The following is a 22861-nucleotide window of genomic DNA, read 5'->3' on the forward strand; positions in this document are numbered from 1 at the left end:
AGAGAGAATAGCTGATGTTTTTCGGAGGTGCTTTTCCTTGGAGCCATTGCGTGATCGGTCCCTTGATTTACGTAAAGTTATAGAGGCAGATCTTCCTATATTTTTCACTCAGCAATTGGACAAATCTGCTCATGAGATGGCAGCCTTTACTGTTAAGGACCCTGAAGATATAGACGGTTTCACCGCTCGTTGGACAATGATTTTGAACAATGATTCGATTGTGAAAAGAGCCATTGTCAGGAATGGGCAGATTGTCGGTAATGTTTTGTGCTTTGAGCTGTTTGGCTTGCCTACGATTGGATACTGGATTGACAAAAGCTTTTGGGGCAAAGGAATCGCGACAAATGCACTTTCTCTCTTTTTAGAGGAACTCCGAATACGTCCTGTCTATGCGCGTGTCGCTCATGACAACATCGCATCCATTCGTGTTTTAGAAAAAAACGGTTTTCAGCCGTTCGGTGTCGATCGGGCATTTTCGGAAGTACGAGGCGAAGAAGTGGAAGAGCTCATTCTGATCAAACACACATGAGGTCAGGAGCGCTTACGTTTGAACGTGTCTTAGGTGGCCTATTTGGGGACGACGAGGACTGCAACGGTGAGTGGTTGTATGTTTTGACGAAATAAACAAGCCATTCTTTCGTAAGCATTCGTCAAAATCTTCCTACATGTGTTATAATATAAGGACAGTATTCACTTCTTACCGAATTTTTGAATAACCCACACAATTGAATGCAGCAGTTCTAAAGATGATCTCCGGAATCAACGAGGATCATCTTTTTTGTTCTTTCTAGCAAACATCACATGACGAAAGGTTGTAGATGATATGAAAACATTGCCTTGCCAAGGCTGTAAAGGATTGTGCTGTGGACCTGTTCCCATAACAGAGAAGGAATTTAAAATGATATCCAAAAAGTTGAAAGCGCTTCCAACAAAACTCCGTGATAATCTCAAAAATCAACCGAGACTGTTTGGAACTTGTATCTTCTATGACATGCAAAAAGATCAGTGTGGCATTCATAGCGTTCGACCGGAAGTGTGTCGCGGTTTTGGATATCACAAAGACCTTGTCTGTTTTCGCAAACCGGAATTGGCGACGAAGGAACCGCTGACCTTCAAGGAGAAACCGATTGGGTATTTGAGTATTGATTTTACTTGGAAGCATTTTTAAATAGAACCATACAAGGGGTGCCTGTGTTGCCCTCATTATAGAAATTATGAGACGGGCGAGATCGACCAGCAAATTATTGATTGTTTGGGCAACAAAATGCGCGTTTTAGGGCCGTCCAATCTAAGTAATGCGATTGGACGGCTTTTGTATGATGGATGGACAGCTTCCTTCGTTATCTTTATTCAGCTACCGTTAGTTTCAGGCAGATTTTCCCCAAGTAATGGCTGTTGATTGTAGCATGAGCTTTAGAGGCATCTTCTAGAGCAAATAAATGGCTGACATGAACGGATAGTCGATCGCGGGTAATGTACCTATGAAGTCTGCCAATGATTTCAGGATCCGGTTCGCCGTTATATCCTTCTAATTTGATTCCTGAGGATATCCGTAATTCAGGGCGTATCCCATAAGGATATGCGACGCGTCCTCCTGCACGGATACAGCCTAATGCATGATTTGCGGCCTCTCCTGCTGCAGTGAACAGAGCCGCGTCGAATCCATCTGGGGCAAATTTCATTGCCATCGAAATGATATCCCCCCCTTTTCCATTTACGACCGCATCGCAACCAAGCTTCTTTACCATCGCTACACCGTCTTCACCTGAAGCAATCGCAAATACACGGGCTCCCAGGCTTTTCGCGAGCTGGACCGCCATATGACCTACTCCTCCGCTTGCTCCGAAAATCATGACAGACTCTGCTTGTTGAAGTTGCAATATATCTTCAAGTCCGCGTAAAGCGGTAATCCCGACCCCGGATATGACCGCTGCTTCCTGCCTGGTTAATCCCTCCGGAATACGCGACACATATTGGGATTCAACAGCTGCGTACTCTGCATAGAAGCCGCCTTTGGGATTCAGAAACCCAGGTGCATAGACCATATCTCCCAAGTCAACATTTGAAACTTTCTCCCCTCGTGCAACAACCGTGCCTGATCCTTCGGAACCGAGAATATAAGGAAATTGCGGATTCATACCCAGCATTTCCGCGTATCCGCCTTGTCGTTCGAATGCGTCCCATTCTCCCACACCGGCATATGCTAATCGAATCAACACGTCCTCCGAACCAATTTTAGGCATATCGACCTCCTGCAGCCGCAATTCTTCGGGCCCCCCAAATCTGTTCAGCACTACAGCCTTCATCTTATCTGGAACCTTTTTCATGATTACCTCCTCAAATCAACCCATGTTATCTTGCATAAAATGAATCTATCATAATAACATGTCAATAGTTGTCATGGTTAATAAAGAAGGAGCGTATCAGTGATGTCCAAAGCCAAGTTGCTGTTCGACCTTATTATGTATGTGAATGCCAGTCGCCGTTTCACGGCCCAAGATGTGGCTCATGAATTTAATGTTTCTGTACGGACGGCTCATCGGTATCTGACTGAATTAAGTGAGATGGGCGTTCCGCTCTATACAGAACCTGGCCGCAGCGGTGGTTATCGCGTATTGGATAATCGGATATTACCCCCCATTCTCTTTAACGAGAACGAAGCATTTTCCATCTTCTTTGCATTTCAATCACTGAAATATTACTCATCGCTGCCCTTTGAGATTGACATCAACTCGGTATCGAAGAAGCTTTATACAAGCCTGCCCATAGATACGAGAAAGAAGATCGATCGCCTCGAAGAGGTTTTTTCATTTTGGAACCAGAAGAGAAGCATCCCGTCTAAATATCTGAAAGAGATCGTGGAAGCGGCCACCGAGCAACAAGTCGTTCAAATCAAATATATCTCAAAAGACGGTACTTCTTTGAGAGAAGTGGCTCCGATTGGCGTCTACGCCTATGATGGCTTTTGGTATATGCCTGCCTTCAATATGGATACCAACGAGGTGAAACTGTTTCGTACGGACCGAATTGTAACACTCAACAAGTTAGAGCGGATTTTTGTTCCGACGATCTCACTTCAGGAGTGGCTGCTTAGCCATACCGAACTAGAGCCAGCTACATCTGTACGGCTTTATGTTGAGCTATCCAGAGAAGGACTTCGTCAGTGCCGAAGCCAGCCTTGGCTGGAACCATATATCGTCATGCAGAATGAGGATTTAGGTTATATAGACACGGTTATTGATCACAAGGAAATCGAATTCGTCTCCCAGTACTTTTTCCGGTTAGGTACTGAAGCTAAAGTAATAGAGCCAGAGATGATCGTGGAACGTATAATCAAACTATCCCAAAAACTTTTACAGCATTACACAGTAACGAATCAGACTGACAAGCTATAAATAGTGATGTTCTAATTAGACGGAAATAAAAGAAAAGCATTTGGACTTGTTTATGGTAAATAAGCAAAAGAACCATTAGATATTCAATAATGGAATTTAATCGATAATCAGTTTCAGACTCACCGTACGAATGTAGCAAATCATGGATCTAAACTGAATAATAATGTTATAGAATGCTTCGTTAAACTATACTTAGCTTCACCCTCTACACTTGATACGCGATAAAAAATGCCGAAGGAGGCAGCATTCCTTCATCCGCCAACGGCAGTGTATAAGAAGGAGGCAAATTATGTTGAGGAAGAGTACAAATGCAGGTAGAAGGTCTGCGATAATGACTGGGGTGTTATTAATTGCCGGATTGATTACAGGTATATGTAGTGTTGTACCTGTAGTAGATGGAGCAGACTATCTTGTCATGGCTTCTCCAAATGAGAACCAGGTACTAATCGGAGCATTTTTCCAATTGTTGATGATTGTTGCATACGTTGGTATTCCAATCTTGCTGTATCCGATTTTAAGTAAGCATAACAAAGGCTTCGCTCTTGGTTCTGTTGCTTTTGGCATCATTGCAGGTGTGTTCATTATTCTTGGTGTAATCATTCTTCTCTTGCTTTTGACAGTAAGCCACGAATTTGTAAAAGTTGGCACTTTGCATGTATCGTATTTTCAGACCCTGGGTGGATTGTTGCGGGAAGGACGTGATTTGGTAAACCATGTCGCAACGACACTGGCATTCGTTTTGGCTATGTTCTTGTTCAACTACATATTTTACCAAACAAAATTAGTTCCACGCTGGTTGTCAGTCTGGGGTCTTATCGGGTCTACATTGTCCATATTGGCAAGCTTGTTATTTATGATTCGCTTCATCGGTCTGGATACAACCTATATGGTTTTGAACATTCCAATAGCCTTCCAACAATTGGTTTTGGCTGTATATATAATCATTAGAGGTTTCAATCCAACGATACAAGATTCTGTAACCAATTAAAATGCATGTTTTAGCTATAGAGCGAAACAATGGAGAAAGGGATATCTCAAAGCTTTCACTTGAGACATCCCTTTTCTTTTACACGCATCCCTTTATTCCACGCTTGCCAAAACGCGCTCCAACGCATCCAGTGCCTGCTCCGCATCGGCACCATCCGCAGTCAAGACGACCGATTGTCCTTTCGATACAGCAAGGGACATGACGCCGATAATACTCTTGGCATTCACCTTCTTCTCATCCTTGTTCAATTCGATTTCACTGGAAAAGGAAGCGGCCACTTTCACAAACAAAGAAGCCGGACGCGCGTGTAATCCCTGTGCCAGCTGGACGATGACCTGTCTCTCTCTCATCTGATTCACTCCTATCCCTTTCTTGTAATATAGCTACAGGCCTTCTATAGCCGTCAGCAGTTCTTCTACCTGATCCAAACGAGTCAATCCCGTTTCCCTGTCGACGATGGATGTATAAATGTGCGGAATGACCTGTCTTGCACCTGCTTCGAGACATACCTCCACAATCGGACGAATCGAAGCTGCATCAATCCCGCCAGTCGGTTCAAAAACGGGAATCCCGTAACGTACGGCTGCTTCTGCCATCGCCTTGATTTCATTCAGCCTTTCCAGCCCGTCTACTGGATAAAACTTGACCGAATGTACGCCAATCTCCGCCAGCATCGCGGCGGCTGCATCGCAAGAGAGCAATTCAGACACTTTGTTGCTCATGGGTCCCGTGGTGACTTGAACCTTTCCTGATTGTCCACCGGGGGCGACCAATGCATTCACGATGGTATGTGTGTTGCCAACTGCTTGAAGCCCGCCGAGCGTGTAGCCTGCTGCCGGAAATACCTGATTGACGTGATCCGGTTGTGTCTGCACCGCAACTTCAGCGACCTTTTTCCATTGTGTAGGATCACCTGCGCCCAGCCCTACGGACACTGGTACACCTGCTTGCTGGTATTGTTCAACAGCAGCTATTGCTGCTTCTACGGACGCAAATCCTTTGACCAAGATCCCGATCAGAGCGCGGCCATCAGCCACGGAGCATATTTGTTTTGCGTTTTCTACATCCCTTGCCAAAACGTTTAAACGAATTTTCGGTGTGCCCACTTTTGTTATTCTCCTTCTCCCTGTTTTTGCAGCAGTTCCTTCATTCGCGCTGCAATAATGTGTTCTTGCCCTTCGTGAAACGGTCGTGGATCAAAAGCAATCACGCCCGTATTCACGTAATGGTTACGGGTAAAAATAGCCGGATTTCCTTGCTCCAGTTGGCATGTAAGCTCCCGAGCTGTCATTCCCGTCACTCGTTCGTCAAGCTGGACTTGCACACGATAGATCGCCCGGCCTGCCTCATCCTGTGCGATCACTGCTTTCACACCGGGCAAGCTGTTCAGTTCCCCTGCCAGCCACTCTACTCGCCTACGCTGCTCGGGAGCATCTTGCTTTTCAGAGTCGTACTGCCTAAGCGCTGCAAGCAAACCCGCAATGGCTTCCTTTCCCACCTTCATCGCACGACCTATGCCTTTATATTGCGCGCGACATGCGGCAACCAGATCGGCACGACCTGCGATAAACCCAGAAGTTGGTCCGCCAATTGCTTTCCCGCCACTGTAGATGACCAAATCGGCCCCCATCTCTACATAGCGCCGCAGATCCTCCTCCGCCGCTGCGTCTACAATGATAGGAAGTCCAAACTCCCGACCGAGTTGAATCATTGTGTCTAACGACTGCATTCCTTTTTGAATCGCATGGTGAGATTGAACATAGAGCAGTGCTGCGGTCTCATCATCAATGGCTTCTCGCAAATGATCCGTTTCTACGTGATTGGCATGCCCGACCTCTACGACTTTCCCACCGCCCAGCGCAATCATCTGTTGAACGGAAGCACCGAAATGCACCGCGTGTCCTTTTTGGATGATGATCTTGTTATTCAACCCTTCGGAGTAAGGAAGCCGCTCGATCAAACTCAGATGGCAACCAGCTATAACTGCCGCTACACTGATGGCAATGCCTGCAGCTGCTCCTGAGGTAGGACAACCGTCTTCTGCTCCGGTTGCCTCTGCGATATGACGACCTGCGACAATCATCAGCTCGCTGATTTCTACATAATCCATGGCGGCTTCTCCCATGGCCTGTGCGATAGAAGGATGGACGGCACTTGCACCCAGTGCCGTCATCTTACCGCTTGCGTTAATGACTTGCTTCAAGCCTAACTGCTGATAGATACCCATGGTTTGCCCATCCTTCCTGTGAAAACGCTTCTTTCTATCCTCATTGTGTCGGGATCGGGAAAATGGCACCGAAGATCATGGCTCCGATAATCGCACCACCCGCAATTGGTTTGTTGTAATAGTAGAAAATTGCTGCTCCTGCTGTTGCGCCGAGTCCAACTGGAATCGAAGCCATGATCGCAGAGATGATGATTAGTGGACCTAAGTAACGACCTGCTGCGTTTCCAGCTCCCATCATAACATCTGCGCCAAAGGTGGAGTTTGATGCGTTGATCGTATACTTCCGAATCAAAATAATCACGGTACCAATGATGAAGCCCAAGAATGCACCTGTCGCCAGCGCCAAAGGAAAAGAAGTCAACGGAGCTGTAAAGCCTGCCCCCAGCATCAACGCTGGAACGCCAATCCCAATCCCTGTTTGCAACGAGCCGCCAATATCGAGAATCCCTACCAGCGGTCCCTCCAAAATACGAGCAAACAAAAAGCTCGCACCAAACGCGGCAGCCGCACCGTATCCGCCACCCTTGATTCCCGCCTCCAGCATCGCAACGATGGCGATATCGTTAAAGGCACCGACATGATATACATAGTAAAGATGAGTACCCGCAAAGATTCCTGAAGACAAGCATGCCACAAAGAGGGGAAATGCCCATTCTGAATACCAAAATCCTTTTGCCTGCAATTCACCCATTACTTTTTCACCACCGATCCGAATGTTTCGTGAAGCTCTATCAACCACTGTGGAATTTCAACGTACATACTCTTCAAGAGCGCGACATCAAAACCGCGGAAGAAGCCACTGAATACAAACAAGAGAATGACTGCAATAAACATGGATTTCGTAATTTTGTTCCAACCACTGTCATCCAGACCTTTACCGATCAAAATACCCAAGACGATTCCAGGCACCGCATTTCCCATGACCAAGTGCGACAAACCGCCCAAGACCGTTCCCCAAATCCCTGTCCGTTTTCCTGCATCCATCGCCGCCATCCAGAACACAATCGGCATGATCGGGTTGATCAACCAGTTCGCAGCCGGGACCAGTACCTTCGTCGCTACGAGCTGCATTGATTCGGGAATCGCCGTTGCAGTGGAATTCAACACGGTAACCACAACGACACCAACTGCTGCTCCGGCAATCGCCATTTGCTTCGGATTGTGCAGCGTCTCTGCGACATTCTTGTTGCGCCAGAGCAACACGGCTGCCGCCCAGTTCGGGATGACGCGATGATCCACATCTTGCGTTAACGCACCAGCACCAACAACAGACGCCCACGAGTTAAACAAAAAGCCAAGACCAAATGAAAAGTGAGAAATGGGATCGCCCGCACACGCGTTCAGCTCTCCAAAAGTCCGGAATGCTCCCATCCCTTGGACATTGGGTGCATGGAACATCCTCGCTGCCCCCGCACCAACACCGAAGCCGACCAATGCCCCGATGACGATTGACTTCAACACAATCATCAAAGTAACCATGAACTTACCCCCTGTCTGCTTCTATCGCTGACGAATCAACTGCCCTATACCCGCAGTTTGCTCGGTCTGTTGCCGAAACGTTATGTTTTCTACCTGGACCAGACCTAGCCTCACTTGAATATCTACGGTGATGTCATAACGCGTCCGTTTGCGTGGGAAGAACAAACCCAAAAATCGCTCATGCTTCACTGTTTCTGTCGCAGACACTATGGAAACTCCTACAGGTTCGATTCTCACGACCAAATCATTCGTCTGTCTCGCCACTACATGCTTGATTTGGGAAAAAATCTTGTTGAAGGCTCCCTCTTTCGTATCGCCACTGCCGGATAATCGGAAGGTCTGCGTCATCTCCGTGTACATGGATTACTTCCCTCCCAGCTTGATGTATTCTTCCACCATGCGTCTGCCCAGCTCTTCTGTATCCATAAAGCCAAAGCCAATCACTTTTTTGCCACTACGCAAGGCAGTAACCCCAGCATCTACTGAGCGCAAGCCGTACTCGACCGGAAAACCATACTTGGTCTTGGCAGTCAGTGCACCAGCCCCGCCACTTCCGCAAAAGGACAATCCGAGATCTGCACTCTCACTGACCATGACATCTCCTACCTTCATATCCGCGCCAACACCTGGAATGACGATCGCGGTTCCGCCAGCAGCTTCAATTCCTTTTGCGATGTTCTGTCCTTTTCCGAGACGATCACCAATCACGATTTTTACTTTAGACATATACAAAACCTCCCTATATTCACAGCAATGTTTTAAGATGGCCCCATCTGCATCGCACGGATCGCTTCAAAATGAACAGCCAATAGAAATGCTTCTGTATCATCTGCCTGCCACGCACTCTTTTCTTCCGCGAGGATTTTTTGCGAGAGCGTAACCATATCGGGATGAATTTCGGCGAATAACTCCGCTTCAATCACGGGCAGCCTTTCACCGTTTGTCATCCGGCGTACAAATGCCAGCACATGAGCACCGATGGCCAGCCAGCGATCTCGCGGTATATGAGTCTCCATGAGGTGGAACTCCTCCTCAATCTTCCGGAGAATCTGCCTAGTTTCAGAAATTTCAGATAAATAATCTGGTTTTGTCTCAGCCAGTTCCTTTAGAATGTCATCAATCATTTGCATGTCAGTACCTTTCCCGAAGTAATCGCTTGATAAGCCACTACTCTTTCCTTTGTCTCCAACGTTTCTTGTTCACTGTCCGTCAACATTGTCGGCTCTTTTTTGATCTGCAATATGGATACGTCCGCGCATGCCCCTACCTTCAACGTCCCGATTTCGTTTTCCAGCCCAAGAATTCGTGCAGGCGCAAGCGTACTCGCCGCAATCACCTCGTCGAGCGAGTAGCCCATGGCGAGAAACTTCGTGAGTGTGTGCGTCAAGCTGTGCACAGGACCGTCGATATTGCGCTGGTGAACATCCGTGCTAATGACATGTGGCATGATGCCTTGGGCCTGCGCATGACGCAGTGTTTGGAAGCTGAAGCTCGCTTCGCCGTGCCCGATGTCGAGTAAGACTCCCCGCTCCAACGCGTCTTGCGCCTCTGGAATCAACTCGCCTCTTTCGTCGAATATCCCTCCTTTTTTCCCGTGAAACGCATGTGTCACCACGTCTCCTCGGTCTAACATAGGCAATATTTCCGTGAGTTTTGGCGGAGCGTTTCCGATGTGCACCATCATCGGTACGCCCGCTTCCCTCGCCGCTTCCTTGGCTACACGTAAGGGTTGTATCCCATTTTGCTTGACGACAGAACCGCTCATGCGGGCTTTTATTCCTCGTACTATCGGTTGTTTTCTTATGAGGGCTGCCGCTTCTCTCGGGGTTAACCGCGACATGTCTGCGAGCTCCCCGCCGCCTGTGCACAAGCCATCCCCTGAAATGTTCAGAAATGCCAGAACACGAGTAACAGAAGGATACACTGCTTCTTCAAGAAAAGCATCAAACGACCATAGCCCGACACTGCCAGCATCTACTACGGTTGTCACACCTTGCTCGACCCCGACCCGATCCGCGGCTACGCCCAAACTCGTCTTTGTCGGAAAAACGTGAGCGTGCAGATCGATCAGACCGGGGGTCACCACATATCCCTCTGCATCAATCGTTTCCTTGCCCTCCAGATTCATCCCTTGATCATCGGCTGTCTTCTCTTTCTCATACAACCCAACGATCCGCCCTTCCCGAATGGCAAGATCATAGTGCCCGTTCAGGTTCTGGGAAGGATCAATGACCCGTCCGTTGCGTATGAGTAGATCCACTTTCACTCTCTATCGTCCCCTTTCCTGAAAAATAGCGCATGATGGCGGTCACTTCACTAGGCGGAACTTGGAGGTTTGCCTCAGCCATCAATTGGTTCAGCTTTTCACGCCATGCCTTCCATTCTTTTGATTCCGCCTCAGCCGACGATTCCCACTCCTCCTGATAGGGTGAACCAAAAGCTAATCGATTCACCATCAGCAGCAGGTGCAGTGTCAGTCCGCTTGCCGTGTGTTCTGTTACGTACTCCCGGAATGCAGTCACGATTTTTTGACTGATCTCATACCCCTTGCAGATAACATCCTGAGACAATCTCTCCACCACGGGCAAATCTGACGGATTGAGTTCAGCAGTCAGCGTGGGAAACCAGGCTTCCTTGCGAGCATTCACATCCTGCTGTCGATTGCCTCCCTCCACTTGCAATGCTTCCAGACAGTTCTGAATCTGGTTGATATCTTGGCGGGTTGGAAGAGGACTGACGATGACAACTGGCACCTCGGCTTTGATTGGCAGCACACTGATGATGACATCCACGCGACGACTCGCCAAATACTTCTCTACCTCTGTGCTAGAACACAGGCCTACGACCCGAAGTGAACGCAATTCGCTTTCCAGATACGTTTTCAAAAACCGTGAAGTCCCTCTGCCAGTTCCGCAAACGACGAGCGCATCTGCCTTTTTCTGCTCCAGCCAGCGATCATAACCTGCTTGGAAATGCAGGACGAAGTAAGCAATGTCGGCATCAAGCCAATAGACCCCGCGATGCCAAAACACTTCTTCGCAAGAGCGTTTGACTGCATCAAACATGCGTGCATATGAACGGCGAATCTCCTCCGTCAGTGGATTCGCAAAAAGAACTCCCTGACGATAACGGTTCAAACTGTCATCCAGGTGAGCAAAAAGCAATCTGACCAGCTCCTGATCCTCGTTCAACGGTGCCAGCATCCTGCTACTAACCGCTTCTGTCAGCTCCTTAGTTGCCTGGAAAACGTCCAAAACAATCCTCCCTGCTCTCGCCTCTCTTGGCACCTGGTCGGTCCCTAACAGCGGAAGACACGCATACGCAATCTCGTGTTCGGGAATATCGACGTTCAATCGCTGACATAATGCTCGAACCTCGTGTGAAAACAGCTCATACCCGCTCCAATGTCTCGCTTCCCCCATCTCGGCATCATCCGCAGTGACCAATTGGCCCCGCTGTACACGATGGACGACAATGCATAAGCGAATCAGTAAACTAATCAGCGCTCTGTCTGCCAGCGTCTCCGCAGCAGCATCCATCCATGCTTTGATGCTGTGAATGATCTCCCCTAATTGTGTCCGGCTGATCAGCCATTTCTCTAATAGCGGACCAGTTCTCGCTTCTTGTCCATTTTCTAAAAACATCCCCTGTACCATCCGATACATGTCGATTCCATCCAACAAATCGTGAATCAAGTTTTCGAGAGCATACCGCTTATGCCGCTCACTCCCGTCCACACGTACACCGTACCTTTGCTTCGTGACAAGCTCAAGACGCCAGCCGTCGAGCAGTTTTTCCGCGTCCTTGACATCGGCAACGACGGTATTTCGACTGACTCCCATATGGTCAGCCAAATCGTTCATCCGCTGATACCCTTCCGACAGCAGAAGAATGAACAAAAAGTGCTTAACCCGATCCTTTTGCGGCAGAATGAGCGTCTTGCTGTCATCACTTTGCAAATTTTCCTTCAAAGCATTTCGATGCTCTTGTTCTTCCGTGATCCACAGCCCTTTATTCGGTTGAGAATGGAGGATGACATTTCGTTCCTTTAGCCATTGCCTGACGTTCTCAAGATCGTACTTGACGGTCCGCTCGCTTACCTGGAAATCGCGCGCGACGTCCTTAATTTTCAGCGGATAGTAGCTGTCGAGTATCACCTTCAGTAATGCATGGGAACGTGTGGTTAAAAAGACCATTCCTTTCTCCTTTCCATAAAAAGCTGTGTCCTTGCTTGAGATTCATTATAGAAAACGCTTTCTCGGTGGTAAAGAACGATTCCTTTCCCCATCAATCGTGCAATTTTTGCAATTATCAGTTCGATTCGACACCACTAAAAAAGATGACCCCGGTTAAAAATGGGAGCCATCCTCTCTTTATCACCTATTTGACATAGATCGTCGTTTTTGCGGTTGCTTTTGTATCCGTTTCGATGTTTTTCACAGTTGCCTCAAACTTATGTGTCTTTTTTTGCTCTGGCTTGAACTTTAGCAGTACTTTGTATGTTTTATTTTCTTCGTCATATTCTTCATTGATTTCGGTCACGTCATAATTGTACTCTCTGCTAAATTTTGCCGAATCCATTCCGGTTGCTTGATAGGTTAACAGCAAGTAGATTTCATCCCCAAGTTTGATTGTTATGGTTTGTGGGCTAAGGGAAGTTTCGATTTTGGGGTTGGCGATCACGTCAAACTTTATCACTCCACTTCCACTTATATCCTCATCTTTTTCTTTATCATACATTTCCAAGAAAAAGAAAGGAGTATAAGTTCCCTCTTTACGTGGGGTAAAGTAACCTGTCGTTACATACATCCCCTTCTTACGATCATGTATGGTTCTTACTTTTTCCACCTTTTGGGTCGTATCTACTGAATTAAACGAAAAAAATAAAAACTTCGCGTCTTCTCGAATGATTCCCTTATAAGGAGTATGTACAGTAAATTTTATTTTTTCACCAACTTTAAGTTTTTGTTCAGGCAAAATAAAAAATTCCGAATCTACAGAAGGAACCGTTTCCGGCATGTTGTCTACAAATATCCTCTTATTCGTTTTTCCTACCCACATTTTATTAGTATCGCTCAAAATGATCTCAAACTCGATACCCAAGCTTCCAGCATTGTTTCCGATGATATCCTCCGGTGTAAATGTCGCCTTTGACACATAACTCTTTCCTTTTATTTTCGTCTCGGGCTCAATGGTTATGGTATGCTCTTTATCCATTTTTGCCTTAACCACGATTTTCGCTTCGAATGATTTCCCCTCTTTTTTCGTAACTGCCTCTATCTGAATCTTCGTACCGGGAGAATACCTGTCTTTGTCTGGACTTATTTTTAGTTCAACAGGTATCGACTCGTCTATTTCTTCGGATGCCAAGGTGACTGCTGGTGACCATGTGACAAGCAAGGCGAACGTTAAAAGCCAACTCATAAGGAAATAAATCCACGAAGACTGCTTTCGCTTCATGAAAAACATTCCATATCCCTCCAACCATTTTTTGGTGATAACCTCCATCCAAATAGTACCATTACATAAAAAAGGCCCGCAACGAAAGGTTACGGACCTCTATTTTTAGGGGCTGCTTACAGGATTCCACCCAAGCTCGCACCTTTAACAAACAGTCGTTCGATATTTTTCTCGACAGTTGGATCTGGCACCAATGGCGGTGCTTGATGTGGCTTGGTTCGGGCATCAATAATCAGATTATCGCAACCCCAATGCTTGTTCTCGTAGTAGCTGTTCACGCCGTAAATGTCGTGGGATGGATTACTGCGTGTGAAGGTTGCCCACAGGAAGTTTGGTAGTGACGCACTCATGAAGGTACTGTCATCACAAAGGACGATCATCGGGCAAGACGGGATCGGCCCTCTCGCTTGAATCGCGTCACACAGATTCTGTAATTGCTGTTGGGCGTTTGCATAATCGGTAAAGGCCGGACCTTGGATCGAAACCACACCTGGCATAATCAAGCGGGCATTCTCAAACTCTCGCAAATCCTTCAGTTCATCCGGCACCTCTTTGCACAGCTCTCGTTTTTGATCGCCGTAAGCAGCGAGGACAACCTTACTGCCGCTGTTTAAGCCCGTTCCCGAATAATCCAGCGTATCAATGGTCGTGTTCGTATAAAAATGAACATCGCGATGCAGGTCGATTCTCTCCAAAATATAGGTCATAAAATCAACTTCATCATGTGTGGTCAACGGTCGATTTTCTTCGGCGGTAATGAATAAATACTTGGCCAAGCTCAATTGGCCAGTTCCTAAAATGCGATTGGCAATCGTGAGCATCTCTGTCGGCTGTTTGACCTGCTGATAAGGCGTATAGCGCTCGCTTCCGATGGCAAACAGCAGCGGATGCACACCGGCAGCATCTACGGCGTGGACTTCTTTTACACCTGGGATTTCCTGCTTGATCGCATCGCCCGTTAACTCGTGAATCAACTGACCAAACGATGTATCTTCTTGTGGCGGACGACCCACAACCGTGAATGGCCAGATGGCATTCGGCTTGGCATACACTTTCTTTACCTTCATTACAGGGAATGGATGGATCAGACTGTAATAGCCCAGATGGTCACCGAATGGTCCTTCTGGTTTCGTATCTCCGGGATAAATATCTCCAGTGATTACAAAATCGGCATCATTGCTTATACAATAACCATCGATATAGCTGTAGTGAAAACGGCGTCCAGAAAGCAAGCCGGCAAAAGTAATTTCGCTCAAGCCTTCTGGTAGCGGCATTACTGCCGATAAGGTGTGCGCAGGTGGCCCGCCCACAAAACAACTAACTTTCAGCGGCATCCCCATTTTGGTCGCTTTGGCTTGGTGGACACCGATTCCACGATGGATTTGATAGTGCAAGCCAATTTCTTTGTTTACTTCATACTCATTACCAGTCAACTGCACCCGGTACATACCCAAATTGGAATTCATGATTCCAGGCTTGTCCGGATCTTCCGAATAGATTTGGGGGAGCGTGACAAAAGCTCCGCCATCCATCGGCCAGCTTTGGATCAGTGGCAGGTCTGTTATGCTGATTTCCTGTGCAGTTACCGGCATGCTAGTCGATTTTTTGGCAGGCAAAGCCTTCAGAGCAGCAAAGCCGTTCTCCATATTTTTAAATGGCTGCTTTAGTGCTTTCATCGGATCATTGCGCATGGCGATGATATTTTCAGCGGCTTGCCAGGTGCTTCTGAAAATAAACTTGCTGCGCTCAATTGTGCCAAATAGATTGGATACTGCACGAAATTTTGAGCCTTTTACATTTTCAAACAGCAATGCTGGTCCCCCGGCTTCGTACACCTTCAAGTGAATCGCGGCCATTTCCAGATAGGGATCTACTTCTTCGCGAATACGGACCAAATGTCCGTGCCTTTCCAAGTCAAGGATGCACTCTTCTAAATTCTGATACATATCTATAGGGCTCCAATCACTAGATTCTAGATTTACCTGTAGATCAATACCTTCTCATCATACAGGAAAGATCCTACAAATTCACGTTACCCTTCCGCACAATTTCTTGAAGCTCGCTCAATTCTCTGATTTCGTACGTTGGCTGAATGCTCGTCTGATTTTCCTTTCCCAAAGGGTTGAACCAGCACGTATCGATCCCGTAATGCGCTCCCCCTTGTATATCAGAGGTCAACGAATCTCCCACCATCAATACGCTCGCCTTCTCCGTCCATTGCAGTTTGGAAAACGCGTATTCAAAAATTTCCCGATCCGGCTTCTTATACCCGACCTCTTCGGAAATAATCAGGTGCTCAAAAGCGTTGCAAAGCGGTGAAGCGGCAATTCTTGCCGTTTGCACAGAGGCAAACCCATTCGTAATGATCACCAAACGGCAATCCTTCAAACTGTTGCACAATTCAACCGCTCCCGGGACTAAATGCACTTCTTTGCCCAAATATTCGAGATAAGCGCTGCCGAACGCCTCTGCATCGATGTCTAGCTGAATAGCTTTGAAAAGTCTTCGAAATCTCTCTACGCCCAGCTCCGCCAGAGTGATCCGCCCCTTTTCTAAATCCTCCCACAATCCTTTACTGATCTCTTTGTAAGTCGCTCGATAATCAGACGATCCCGTAGCGAATCCAAACTGGGAAAACGTCTTTTGCAAAGCATTTTCTTCTGTCGTTTTGAAGTCAAGAAGTGTATCATCTACATCGAATAGTATGACTTGATAGCGCATAGCAGCCTCCAAAAATCTTTACTGATCAAGTATTCGTACAAAACTAACACCTTTCTATCATATCAAAAACAGAAGGCCAAACTGCATAAAAAAAGCCTCGAACTGTATCATTCGAGGCCGTTAGAGATATTTTAGAGGAGCGGCTTCTAGATCAACGTCGCGAATTTGAACCGATGAACATATCTCATGGTTTTTACCTAGCAGGAAGTACACTCCTTCTTTCCGAATTATTTCTCAACATGGCAAAAGGAAGGTGAAGCAATGAACGCACTCTTAGTCATTGATGTGCAAAACGGAATTGTGAATTGTGGGGATTACAAAGAGGAACTTTTTTTGATAGAACAGGTAATCAAAGATTTTAAAGAGAGCAATCGGCCTGTCATTTTCATCAGACATATCGATGATACAGAAGAAAGCCCACTGAATAGAAGCTCTATCGGTTCGGAAATACACCCTTCAATAAAAGGCTATTCTGACTACATAATCGAGAAGCATACCCCTAGCGCCTTCTTTCAAACAGAACTCACAAAGACTTTAGGAAAGTTAGGGGTCGATCATCTTTTTATAATCGGTTTTGAGACGGAATTTTGTTGTATGTTTACGGCGATCGCAGCCTATGATCGCGGATATAAAGTGACGTTCATAAAGGACGCAACTGGAACAACCAATAACGCCGAATCATATGGCATGCAAGGTTTAGACATTAAACAGTTTGTAGGAACCGTTCTCCGTTGGTCGAGTGTCATTGAAGTAGTAGACTACGCCGAGTACGCTGAAAAATACAAGTGATGAAAGCAGGTTGTACCTTTTTTCCGAGGGCTCGCCGTCGATCTCCCAATAATGAATTTTTACTACGCTAAGAGGCTTTCGTCATAAAAATAGCCGGTTACACCATTTGATGTAACCGGTTGATTATGTGCTCACAGACCCTTTATATTAAATATTTTCGTTCTTCAGCGATTCAACGATATTTTGTTCTTTATGTTTTCTAGTCGCATAGAGGATGGATGTACCCACAATAAAAAACACACCTATCCCTGCAATGAAAAGATCCGCCCAAGGCAACGAAAAAGCAAATTCAAAATTACGGCTAAGGCTCTTATAGATGAAAAACATCACACATAAACTAATCGGTAAACCGTAAATAAGCGACTTCATTCCATAAAAAAATCCTTCAAAGCGTAGCATTTTCTTCATGCCCTTTGGCGTCATGCCAATGGAAGCCAGCATCGCAAACTCACGTTTTCTCAAGGCCATCCCTGTCGAAATCGTGTTGATGATATTTGCCATACAAATGAGTCCGATGAGAACCACAAACCCATAAAGGAATACGGATATGACTGTGGCGCGATTCATTGCATCCTGACGCTCCTCAATCAGATTGGTCGTATAGACATGTAGATCTGGATATCTGTTCATAATCGGGTTTATTTCATTTTCCAATGCCGCAGACTGCTCTGTTGTAAATTGAACCTCACTGAAAATTTGCTCAGACAACTCCTCGTTACCGCGTTCTCGTAGCTTGTCAAAGTCTCGTTCAGAAACAACAAGTGTCACCGTAAAAGCATCTTCCTGATAGCGTAGCATAAAAGGTGGACGTTTATCTGTGATAGAAGCAATTCGGATTTTAGCCCCTTCAACCTTCGTGAAAGGTATTTCTGATCCCTCTTGGACTGTTAGTTGAGAAATATCTGTAAAATGATGTTGTTCTTTCAAGGTGAACCGATTGACAAGTATTGCAGAAATCTCGTCACCTTCCAATTTCTTTGCATCAATCCCCGCGGATTTCAGGTACGCTGCAAAAGAGGCCTCATCAAGAGAAACAATGTTTGCAGACATGTAGTATTTCCCATCTGGATCAAGAGTATGGCGACTGGAGATGTCTGTGGTAACCTCGTTTTCGTTGAGGAATAGATCATTAAAAAGAAGTTGGGTCTTCACTTTTGTTGTTGCGTTTTGGACAGACATCAATTCATTGGTTAATGACCGTACCCTTTCCCAATCGGCTCCCCTCGCGTTTACGGACAGATCATAGGGTAGCGGTGCTTGTGCCATATTATAGGACTTATCCATATATAATGAAAAGGAAGAAGCTGCTAGGTACAAGATTACACTGATCGCAAGAGAAAAGACCGTTGAGCGATAGTGGTGTTTATTCCTTTTCAAATTTTTTAATCCTAGTTCTGCTTCAAATCCAAACAACTTCCGCGTCATTTTGGATGTACGAACATCTTTTCCTTTTAATTCGATATCCTTTGTCTGACGAATCGCAGTTATCGGTGTAATTCCCGATGCCCTCACTGCTGGAAACCATGCAGAAATGAGCAATGTCAAAATGGAAAACAAAATGACAGCAATCATACTGTACGGCTCTATCACCAATCGCATCGGTTGACTAACGACAAATATTTTTTCAATGAATGGGCTGAGCAAATGGAGAGTAACACCAATGCCAATGGACCCAAAAAACAACCCAGCTGGAATAGCTATGACCCCGATCACAGCAGCTTCAAAAAATACAGAAGCCCTTTTTTGCTGTTTGGTTGCCCCTACGCTAGATAACATTCCTAAAGTGCGACTACGCTCTGAAAGTGAGATCGCAAACGCGTTGTAGATTAGTGAGACAGATCCAATCAGAATGATAATTCCAACGGATAAGACTGCCAGATACATGGTGTTAAGAAAGTGGGAATCATTCGAAATCCCGGAATAGAGCAAAAGATCCCGGTTGTACTTGACTTTTACTCCGTTCGATTTAACTTGATCCTTTACTCCGCTTACCTTACTAGCAATCGTGTTACTCGTTTCATAAATGTTATTTCCTAAACCTTTAAAATCCTTATATTCTACACTTACCGTGTAGGGAAAGCCCTCCTCTAAATCCCCCTCAGAAAGACCACTAAATGCACGGTATGCAGCCATTGCTTCCTGTTCTCTAGCTGGTGCTTGAACAATCCCGGTAATGGTGTATGTTTTTGTCTTTGTAGGCGTAAAGACTTCCTTTGATTGATAGACATAATCGGTGCCCAACGTCTCGCTCTCACCATCTATATTCAAGCTGCGGTTACCAAAATCTAATGTGACTACATCTCCAACCTTCCAGCTTACCCCGGCGGTTTGTAGAAACTGCGATGAGAGTGCCAGTTCATTTTCATTCTGAGGCAAACTCCCATCAATCAAGCTCACCCCTATTACTTGATGATTACTGTGTCCAGTAATATACAAATACGGCTTCACGCTGTTTGGAGAGTTAGAAAGTCGTGCGTATCCGAGTTTCTGGTCAATGTCGTATCTTTCAATTGCTTCTGTATTTGTAATAGCCGCAACATCTTCTCCTGCAACATCGAGAAAAGCTGCTTGCCATTTACCAGCGTAGGCAATCGCGTTTCTCTGCATCATATCCATGAAAGAGCTACTAATCGAAAATACTGCTGTTAACATTGCGACAGAGATGACAACCCCAATGATTGTAACAAGGGTACGGCTTTTATTCTTTTTCATATAACGTAAAGTGAGCTGATTTACGATATTCATCGCCGGATCACCTCATCTCTAGAAATCCGGCCATCCTGAATGCCAATAATACGGTCCGCTTGCAAGGCAATGTTTTCGTCATGTGTAATAACAATCAGGGTTTGATGCCGTTCTTTGTGTAGTTTTTTCAAGAGCTTCACAATCTCAGCACTATTTTTGCTGTCTAGATTCCCGGTAGGCTCGTCAGCCAATACAATGGCGGGACTGCTAATCAAGGCACGGCCAATGGACGCACGCTGCTGCTGTCCTCCAGAAAGCTGGTTTGGCAGATGCTTTAATCGCTGTTGAAGGCCTAGAGTCTCTACGATACCGGAAAAGATTTCTTGATTTACTTCTCTACCGTCCAACAGCAATGGCAAGGTAATATTTTCCTCCACAGTGAGGACAGGGATCAGATTATAAAATTGATAGATAAGCCCAATCTGTCTGCGTCTGAAGATGGCCAATGCCGTTTCATCCATCGCGTACATATCAGTCTGGTCAACGATCACTTTACCGGATGTGGGCGTATCAACGCCCCCCAGAATATGCAAAAGGGTAGACTTACCTGAACCAGAAGGTCCAATAATCGCCACAAACTCCCCTTTTTGTACGGAAAATGAGATATCGTTCAATGCAGTAACAGCTGTTTCGCCGTCACCGTACGTCTTTGACAGGTTCTCTACTCGCAAAATCTCCATCATGAGCCTCCCAGATCAGTTAGTACGTTTAGAATAGCTGCCAAACATGTCTCGTCGGTGACATTCATTCTTACAATTTTGTCATCTACATCACTTGCTTGTAAAATTTGATTTTGAATGTTGTGCCTACACCAAGCTGGCTTTCCATAAACACATCGGCGTTTTGACTTTGCAAGATTGTTTTAGACATGGCTAGCCCTATTCCAATACTATCCACTCCTGCATTCTTCCCTTTGTAAAATCGTTCAAAAATGTGCGGAGCATCTTCCGGACTAATCCCCTCGCCACTGTCGGCAATGACAATTTGTGTATACAATGGTGTTTCCTCACACGAAATAGCAATACGTCCCCCAACCGGCGTATGCTCTATCCCGTTTTTAATCACATTCAAAATGGCTTCTACCGTCCAGTTTGCATCCCCATACACGAAAAGATCTTCTTTACAAGAGAAAGAAAGCTCCTGATTTTTTAATTCCATGGGGACAAGGAGTGGTTCTAATGCCTTGTTTATCATTTTTTTGACAGATACCAATTCCTTCTTGAAGATAACGCTCTGCACATCGATTTTGGACAGCTTGAGCAATGAAGTCACGAGCCATTCAATACGCTTCAACTGATTGATAATCTTGCCCAAGAACTCCTCCCTCTTTTCTTTTGGAAGACTAGGGTTGTTTAACAAATCAGCCATGACAAACATGGAGGCAAGTGGCGTTTTTAGTTGATGGGAGATGTTCGAAAGAGTCTCTGCCAAGTATTGTTTGTCCTTTTTCAGAAGAGTAGACTGCTCAGACAACGTTAATGTCACTTTGTAAATATCATTTTTCAGAATGCTCAATTCACCCTCAACGTTATCCCGAATATCCATCGTGGGTTGGCCTGAATATACAGAAGCCAAATAATAAGCGAGCTTACTGATGTCCTGATAACGTTTGCGGGTAAACAAGAAAAAACATAAAAGGAGCAGAAATACCATGGCAATCGCCACAATCCCTGCTTTCCAATTGATTATCCAAAGAATAGTGATCCCAATGGTGGAAATAACCACGCTACACATACATAACTTCCGGATTTCTTTGTTTTTAAGCATGGCTTCCACTCATTCGATAGCCAAGTCCGCGTACGGTTTCTATCACTTTGGGATTCTGGCTATCATCTTCCAACTTTTCTCGAAGCCGCTTAATGTAGACCGAAAGGGTATTGTCATTGATAAAGTTACCATCTAAATCCCAAATGCCCTCTAACAACTGATTTCTGGACAGAACTTGCCCTCTACTGTTTATGAATGCCAACAGCAAACGGTATTCTAAAGCAGTCAGCATCACTTCCTCAGTTCCTTTGTACACTTTAGCCAGTTTTGTATGTACGACAACATTTCCAATCTTCACTTTGTCAGTCAGGTTGGGTTCTTTTTGGTAGTGCCTAAGGGATGACTTCATTCGGCTAATCAGCTCCCGGATACGAAACGGCTTTGTGATATAGTCGTCTGCTCCCATATCTAACCCCCGAACCACATTGATTTCATCATCACACGCCGTCAAGAAGATGACAGGTGCATCCTGATTTTCTTTTATATATTCGCAAATCTCATAGCCATTACCATCTGGCAAAGTCAGATCCAGTAAAAAAATGTCAAAACGTTGTTGCTTGATTGTTTCAATGGCAGTATGCTTCCCTTCACAAAGAACGACTTCATAACCTTCACTGGAAAGCGAATAGTGCAAACCATCTGCAATGGTCTTGTCATCTTCTACTACTAAAACCTTCAATGTTAATCCTCCCGACTATCTCTTGTTCTCACATCAGTTTTTGGTTTCAAACCATCGTTTAGATAGTTAAAATATAGCTTGCGTCACACAAATACACGATCCTTTACAGATCGTTCAGTCATTGCTATATGACAAAAGATGTCATAATGGGCGGCTTATACTGAATCCATCAACGAAACGATTGGAGGATTTCAGTATGATAGGTCTGCGTATTTTTGCAAAATGGGTATTGATCGTAGGGTTGTGCTTGATGTTTCTTTCATCTGGTATTGATAAGCTGATTGGACATCCAGAGACCACAATCGCTTTCCAAGCATTCGGGTTTCCCCATTGGTTCCAAGTTGTGATCGGTGTAGGCGAAGTGCTCGGCGGATTGGGCTTACTGATGAAAAAGTATACGCGTTACGCCGCCTATACGCTCGCAGTGATCATGCTTGGTGCTACAATCACTCTTCTTATACACGGAGATACGACTACTGTAGCGATTCCATTTGTCTTACTCCTCGTTTTCTTGCTGATCGGTCGTCAGAGTGGTAGCAACAAAAAACAGCCGAATCATGCTTAATCTTATGGCTCGCTCAAAAAGCCGCCAGTTCCCACCCGTAACCAGG

At 45.6% G+C, this 22861-nt stretch carries 24 protein-coding genes; 6 read left to right on the forward strand and 18 right to left on the reverse strand.

Translation table 11 applies throughout. The features are described 5' to 3' along the window. The first annotated feature begins 37 nt into the window (after positions 1-37). Positions 38-529, forward strand: coding sequence for a GNAT family N-acetyltransferase (locus tag C7R91_RS23245; protein ID WP_047067390.1), 492 nt, complete (start codon positions 38-40; stop codon positions 527-529). A gap of 294 nt (positions 530-823) precedes the next feature. Then, positions 824-1168: a YkgJ family cysteine cluster protein gene (locus C7R91_RS23255; protein ID WP_047067392.1), complete on the forward strand. Its 345-nt coding sequence runs from the start codon at positions 824-826 to the stop codon at positions 1166-1168. A 178-nt stretch (positions 1169-1346) separates the two neighbouring features. Here C7R91_RS23255 and C7R91_RS23260 read toward each other — a convergent pair whose 3' ends face one another. After that, positions 1347-2327: a quinone oxidoreductase family protein gene (locus C7R91_RS23260; protein ID WP_047067394.1), complete on the reverse strand. Its 981-nt coding sequence runs from the start codon at positions 2325-2327 to the stop codon at positions 1347-1349. A gap of 102 nt (positions 2328-2429) precedes the next feature. Here C7R91_RS23260 and C7R91_RS23265 point away from each other — a divergent pair, with 102 nt between their 5' ends. After that, entirely contained in the window at positions 2430-3395 is a 966-nt protein-coding gene (locus tag C7R91_RS23265) for a helix-turn-helix transcriptional regulator (RefSeq protein WP_047067396.1), read from the forward strand. 289 nt (positions 3396-3684) lie between these two features. After that, positions 3685-4383, forward strand: coding sequence for a DUF4386 domain-containing protein (locus tag C7R91_RS23270; RefSeq protein WP_047067398.1), 699 nt, complete (start codon positions 3685-3687; stop codon positions 4381-4383). A 92-nt stretch (positions 4384-4475) separates the two neighbouring features. On the opposite strand, the gene C7R91_RS23275 is transcribed toward C7R91_RS23270, so the two are convergent. The 13 genes from C7R91_RS23275 to C7R91_RS23335 all read right to left on the reverse strand — a co-directional run bounded on the left by C7R91_RS23275 (position 4476) and on the right by C7R91_RS23335 (position 16270). Continuing rightward, the gene (locus tag C7R91_RS23275; RefSeq protein WP_047067400.1) at positions 4476-4733 is read right to left on the reverse strand and encodes an HPr family phosphocarrier protein; all 258 of its coding nucleotides are present in this window, start codon (positions 4731-4733) and stop codon (positions 4476-4478) included. 33 nt (positions 4734-4766) lie between these two features. Next, positions 4767-5489 carry a KDGP aldolase gene (locus C7R91_RS23280; RefSeq protein WP_047067402.1) on the reverse strand — a complete coding sequence of 241 codons (723 nt, stop codon included), beginning with the start codon at positions 5487-5489 and terminating at the stop codon, positions 4767-4769. A gap of 5 nt (positions 5490-5494) precedes the next feature. After that, positions 5495-6610 (reverse strand): DgaE family pyridoxal phosphate-dependent ammonia lyase, encoded by a 1116-nt coding sequence (locus C7R91_RS23285; protein WP_047067404.1) that lies wholly within the window; start codon positions 6608-6610, stop codon positions 5495-5497. A 40-nt stretch (positions 6611-6650) separates the two neighbouring features. Then, positions 6651-7301 (reverse strand): DUF4310 family protein, encoded by a 651-nt coding sequence (locus C7R91_RS23290; protein ID WP_047067406.1) that lies wholly within the window; start codon positions 7299-7301, stop codon positions 6651-6653. After that, positions 7301-8089, reverse strand: coding sequence for a DUF4311 domain-containing protein (locus C7R91_RS23295; RefSeq protein ID WP_047067408.1), 789 nt, complete (start codon positions 8087-8089; stop codon positions 7301-7303). The genes C7R91_RS23290 and C7R91_RS23295 overlap by 1 nt, the downstream gene beginning before the upstream one ends. 21 nt (positions 8090-8110) lie before the next feature. Next, on the reverse strand, positions 8111-8449 hold the full coding sequence (locus C7R91_RS23300; RefSeq protein WP_047067410.1) for a DUF4312 family protein: 339 nt from the start codon (positions 8447-8449) through the stop codon (positions 8111-8113). 3 nt (positions 8450-8452) lie between these two features. Continuing rightward, positions 8453-8815, reverse strand: coding sequence for a glycine-rich SFCGS family protein (locus C7R91_RS23305; RefSeq protein ID WP_047067412.1), 363 nt, complete (start codon positions 8813-8815; stop codon positions 8453-8455). A 32-nt stretch (positions 8816-8847) separates the two neighbouring features. Beyond that, positions 8848-9105, reverse strand: coding sequence for a hypothetical protein (locus C7R91_RS23310; protein ID WP_236697789.1), 258 nt, complete (start codon positions 9103-9105; stop codon positions 8848-8850). A 104-nt stretch (positions 9106-9209) separates the two neighbouring features. Further along, positions 9210-10355, reverse strand: coding sequence for an amidohydrolase/deacetylase family metallohydrolase (locus C7R91_RS23315; protein ID WP_047067416.1), 1146 nt, complete (start codon positions 10353-10355; stop codon positions 9210-9212). Then, entirely contained in the window at positions 10315-12285 is a 1971-nt protein-coding gene (locus C7R91_RS23320) for a BglG family transcription antiterminator (RefSeq protein ID WP_047067418.1), read from the reverse strand. Before C7R91_RS23320 ends, C7R91_RS23315 begins: the two co-directional genes overlap by 41 nt. Positions 12286-12469: 184 nt before the next feature. Then, positions 12470-13558 carry a hypothetical protein gene (locus C7R91_RS23325; RefSeq protein ID WP_047067421.1) on the reverse strand — a complete coding sequence of 363 codons (1089 nt, stop codon included), beginning with the start codon at positions 13556-13558 and terminating at the stop codon, positions 12470-12472. Between the two features lie 107 nt (positions 13559-13665). Continuing rightward, positions 13666-15495, reverse strand: a complete 1830-nt coding sequence (locus tag C7R91_RS23330; protein WP_047067423.1) for a UbiD family decarboxylase — start codon at positions 15493-15495, stop codon at positions 13666-13668. A gap of 73 nt (positions 15496-15568) precedes the next feature. Further along, the gene (locus C7R91_RS23335; RefSeq protein WP_047067426.1) at positions 15569-16270 is read right to left on the reverse strand and encodes a YjjG family noncanonical pyrimidine nucleotidase; all 702 of its coding nucleotides are present in this window, start codon (positions 16268-16270) and stop codon (positions 15569-15571) included. A 261-nt stretch (positions 16271-16531) separates the two neighbouring features. On the opposite strand from C7R91_RS23335, the gene C7R91_RS23340 reads away from it, so the two are divergent. Beyond that, the gene (locus C7R91_RS23340) at positions 16532-17059 is read left to right on the forward strand and encodes an isochorismatase family protein (RefSeq protein WP_047067429.1); all 528 of its coding nucleotides are present in this window, start codon (positions 16532-16534) and stop codon (positions 17057-17059) included. A 147-nt stretch (positions 17060-17206) separates the two neighbouring features. Here the strand turns inward: C7R91_RS23340 and C7R91_RS23345 are convergent, their stop codons facing one another. From C7R91_RS23345 to C7R91_RS23360, 4 genes are all read right to left on the reverse strand, one after another. Further along, positions 17207-19804: an ABC transporter permease gene (locus tag C7R91_RS23345; protein WP_047067432.1), complete on the reverse strand. Its 2598-nt coding sequence runs from the start codon at positions 19802-19804 to the stop codon at positions 17207-17209. Next, entirely contained in the window at positions 19801-20484 is a 684-nt protein-coding gene (locus tag C7R91_RS23350) for an ABC transporter ATP-binding protein (protein WP_047067434.1), read from the reverse strand. The genes C7R91_RS23345 and C7R91_RS23350 overlap by 4 nt, the downstream gene beginning before the upstream one ends. An 85-nt stretch (positions 20485-20569) precedes the next feature. Then, the gene (locus tag C7R91_RS23355) at positions 20570-21571 is read right to left on the reverse strand and encodes a sensor histidine kinase (RefSeq protein WP_047067436.1); all 1002 of its coding nucleotides are present in this window, start codon (positions 21569-21571) and stop codon (positions 20570-20572) included. Beyond that, positions 21564-22250, reverse strand: a complete 687-nt coding sequence (locus tag C7R91_RS23360) for a response regulator transcription factor (protein WP_047067438.1) — start codon at positions 22248-22250, stop codon at positions 21564-21566. Before C7R91_RS23360 ends, C7R91_RS23355 begins: the two co-directional genes overlap by 8 nt. A gap of 196 nt (positions 22251-22446) precedes the next feature. Between C7R91_RS23360 and C7R91_RS23365 the strand changes: the two genes are divergently transcribed. After that, positions 22447-22815 (forward strand): DoxX family protein, encoded by a 369-nt coding sequence (locus C7R91_RS23365; protein WP_047067440.1) that lies wholly within the window; start codon positions 22447-22449, stop codon positions 22813-22815. Positions 22816-22861: the final 46 nt, after the last annotated feature.

The sequence above is a fragment of the Brevibacillus formosus genome, assembly GCF_003013405.1.
GTDB classification, from domain to species: domain Bacteria; phylum Bacillota; class Bacilli; order Brevibacillales; family Brevibacillaceae; genus Brevibacillus; species Brevibacillus formosus.

Bases quoted from the DNA above. Each gene is read 5' to 3' on its own strand.
- C7R91_RS23255 (WP_047067392.1), top strand. From the start codon at position 824: ATGAAAACATTGCCTTGCCAAGGCTGTAAAGGATTGTGCTGTGGACCT.
- C7R91_RS23260 (WP_047067394.1), bottom strand. From the start codon at position 2,327: ATGAAAAAGGTTCCAGATAAGATGAAGGCTGTAGTGCTGAACAGATTT.
- C7R91_RS23265 (WP_047067396.1), top strand. From the start codon at position 2,430: ATGTCCAAAGCCAAGTTGCTGTTCGACCTTATTATGTATGTGAATGCC.
- C7R91_RS23270 (WP_047067398.1), top strand. From the start codon at position 3,685: ATGTTGAGGAAGAGTACAAATGCAGGTAGAAGGTCTGCGATAATGACT.
- C7R91_RS23275 (WP_047067400.1), bottom strand. From the start codon at position 4,733: ATGAGAGAGAGACAGGTCATCGTCCAGCTGGCACAGGGATTACACGCG.
- C7R91_RS23285 (WP_047067404.1), bottom strand. From the start codon at position 6,610: ATGGGTATCTATCAGCAGTTAGGCTTGAAGCAAGTCATTAACGCAAGC.
- C7R91_RS23290 (WP_047067406.1), bottom strand. From the start codon at position 7,301: ATGGGTGAATTGCAGGCAAAAGGATTTTGGTATTCAGAATGGGCATTT.
- C7R91_RS23295 (WP_047067408.1), bottom strand. From the start codon at position 8,089: ATGGTTACTTTGATGATTGTGTTGAAGTCAATCGTCATCGGGGCATTG.
- C7R91_RS23300 (WP_047067410.1), bottom strand. From the start codon at position 8,449: ATGTACACGGAGATGACGCAGACCTTCCGATTATCCGGCAGTGGCGAT.
- C7R91_RS23305 (WP_047067412.1), bottom strand. From the start codon at position 8,815: ATGTCTAAAGTAAAAATCGTGATTGGTGATCGTCTCGGAAAAGGACAG.
- C7R91_RS23310 (WP_236697789.1), bottom strand. From the start codon at position 9,105: ATGGAGACTCATATACCGCGAGATCGCTGGCTGGCCATCGGTGCTCAT.
- C7R91_RS23320 (WP_047067418.1), bottom strand. From the start codon at position 12,285: ATGGTCTTTTTAACCACACGTTCCCATGCATTACTGAAGGTGATACTC.
- C7R91_RS23325 (WP_047067421.1), bottom strand. From the start codon at position 13,558: ATGTTTTTCATGAAGCGAAAGCAGTCTTCGTGGATTTATTTCCTTATG.
- C7R91_RS23330 (WP_047067423.1), bottom strand. From the start codon at position 15,495: ATGTATCAGAATTTAGAAGAGTGCATCCTTGACTTGGAAAGGCACGGA.
- C7R91_RS23335 (WP_047067426.1), bottom strand. From the start codon at position 16,270: ATGCGCTATCAAGTCATACTATTCGATGTAGATGATACACTTCTTGAC.
- C7R91_RS23340 (WP_047067429.1), top strand. From the start codon at position 16,532: ATGAACGCACTCTTAGTCATTGATGTGCAAAACGGAATTGTGAATTGT.
- C7R91_RS23345 (WP_047067432.1), bottom strand. From the start codon at position 19,804: ATGAATATCGTAAATCAGCTCACTTTACGTTATATGAAAAAGAATAAA.
- C7R91_RS23350 (WP_047067434.1), bottom strand. From the start codon at position 20,484: ATGGAGATTTTGCGAGTAGAGAACCTGTCAAAGACGTACGGTGACGGC.
- C7R91_RS23355 (WP_047067436.1), bottom strand. From the start codon at position 21,571: ATGCTTAAAAACAAAGAAATCCGGAAGTTATGTATGTGTAGCGTGGTT.
- C7R91_RS23365 (WP_047067440.1), top strand. From the start codon at position 22,447: ATGATAGGTCTGCGTATTTTTGCAAAATGGGTATTGATCGTAGGGTTG.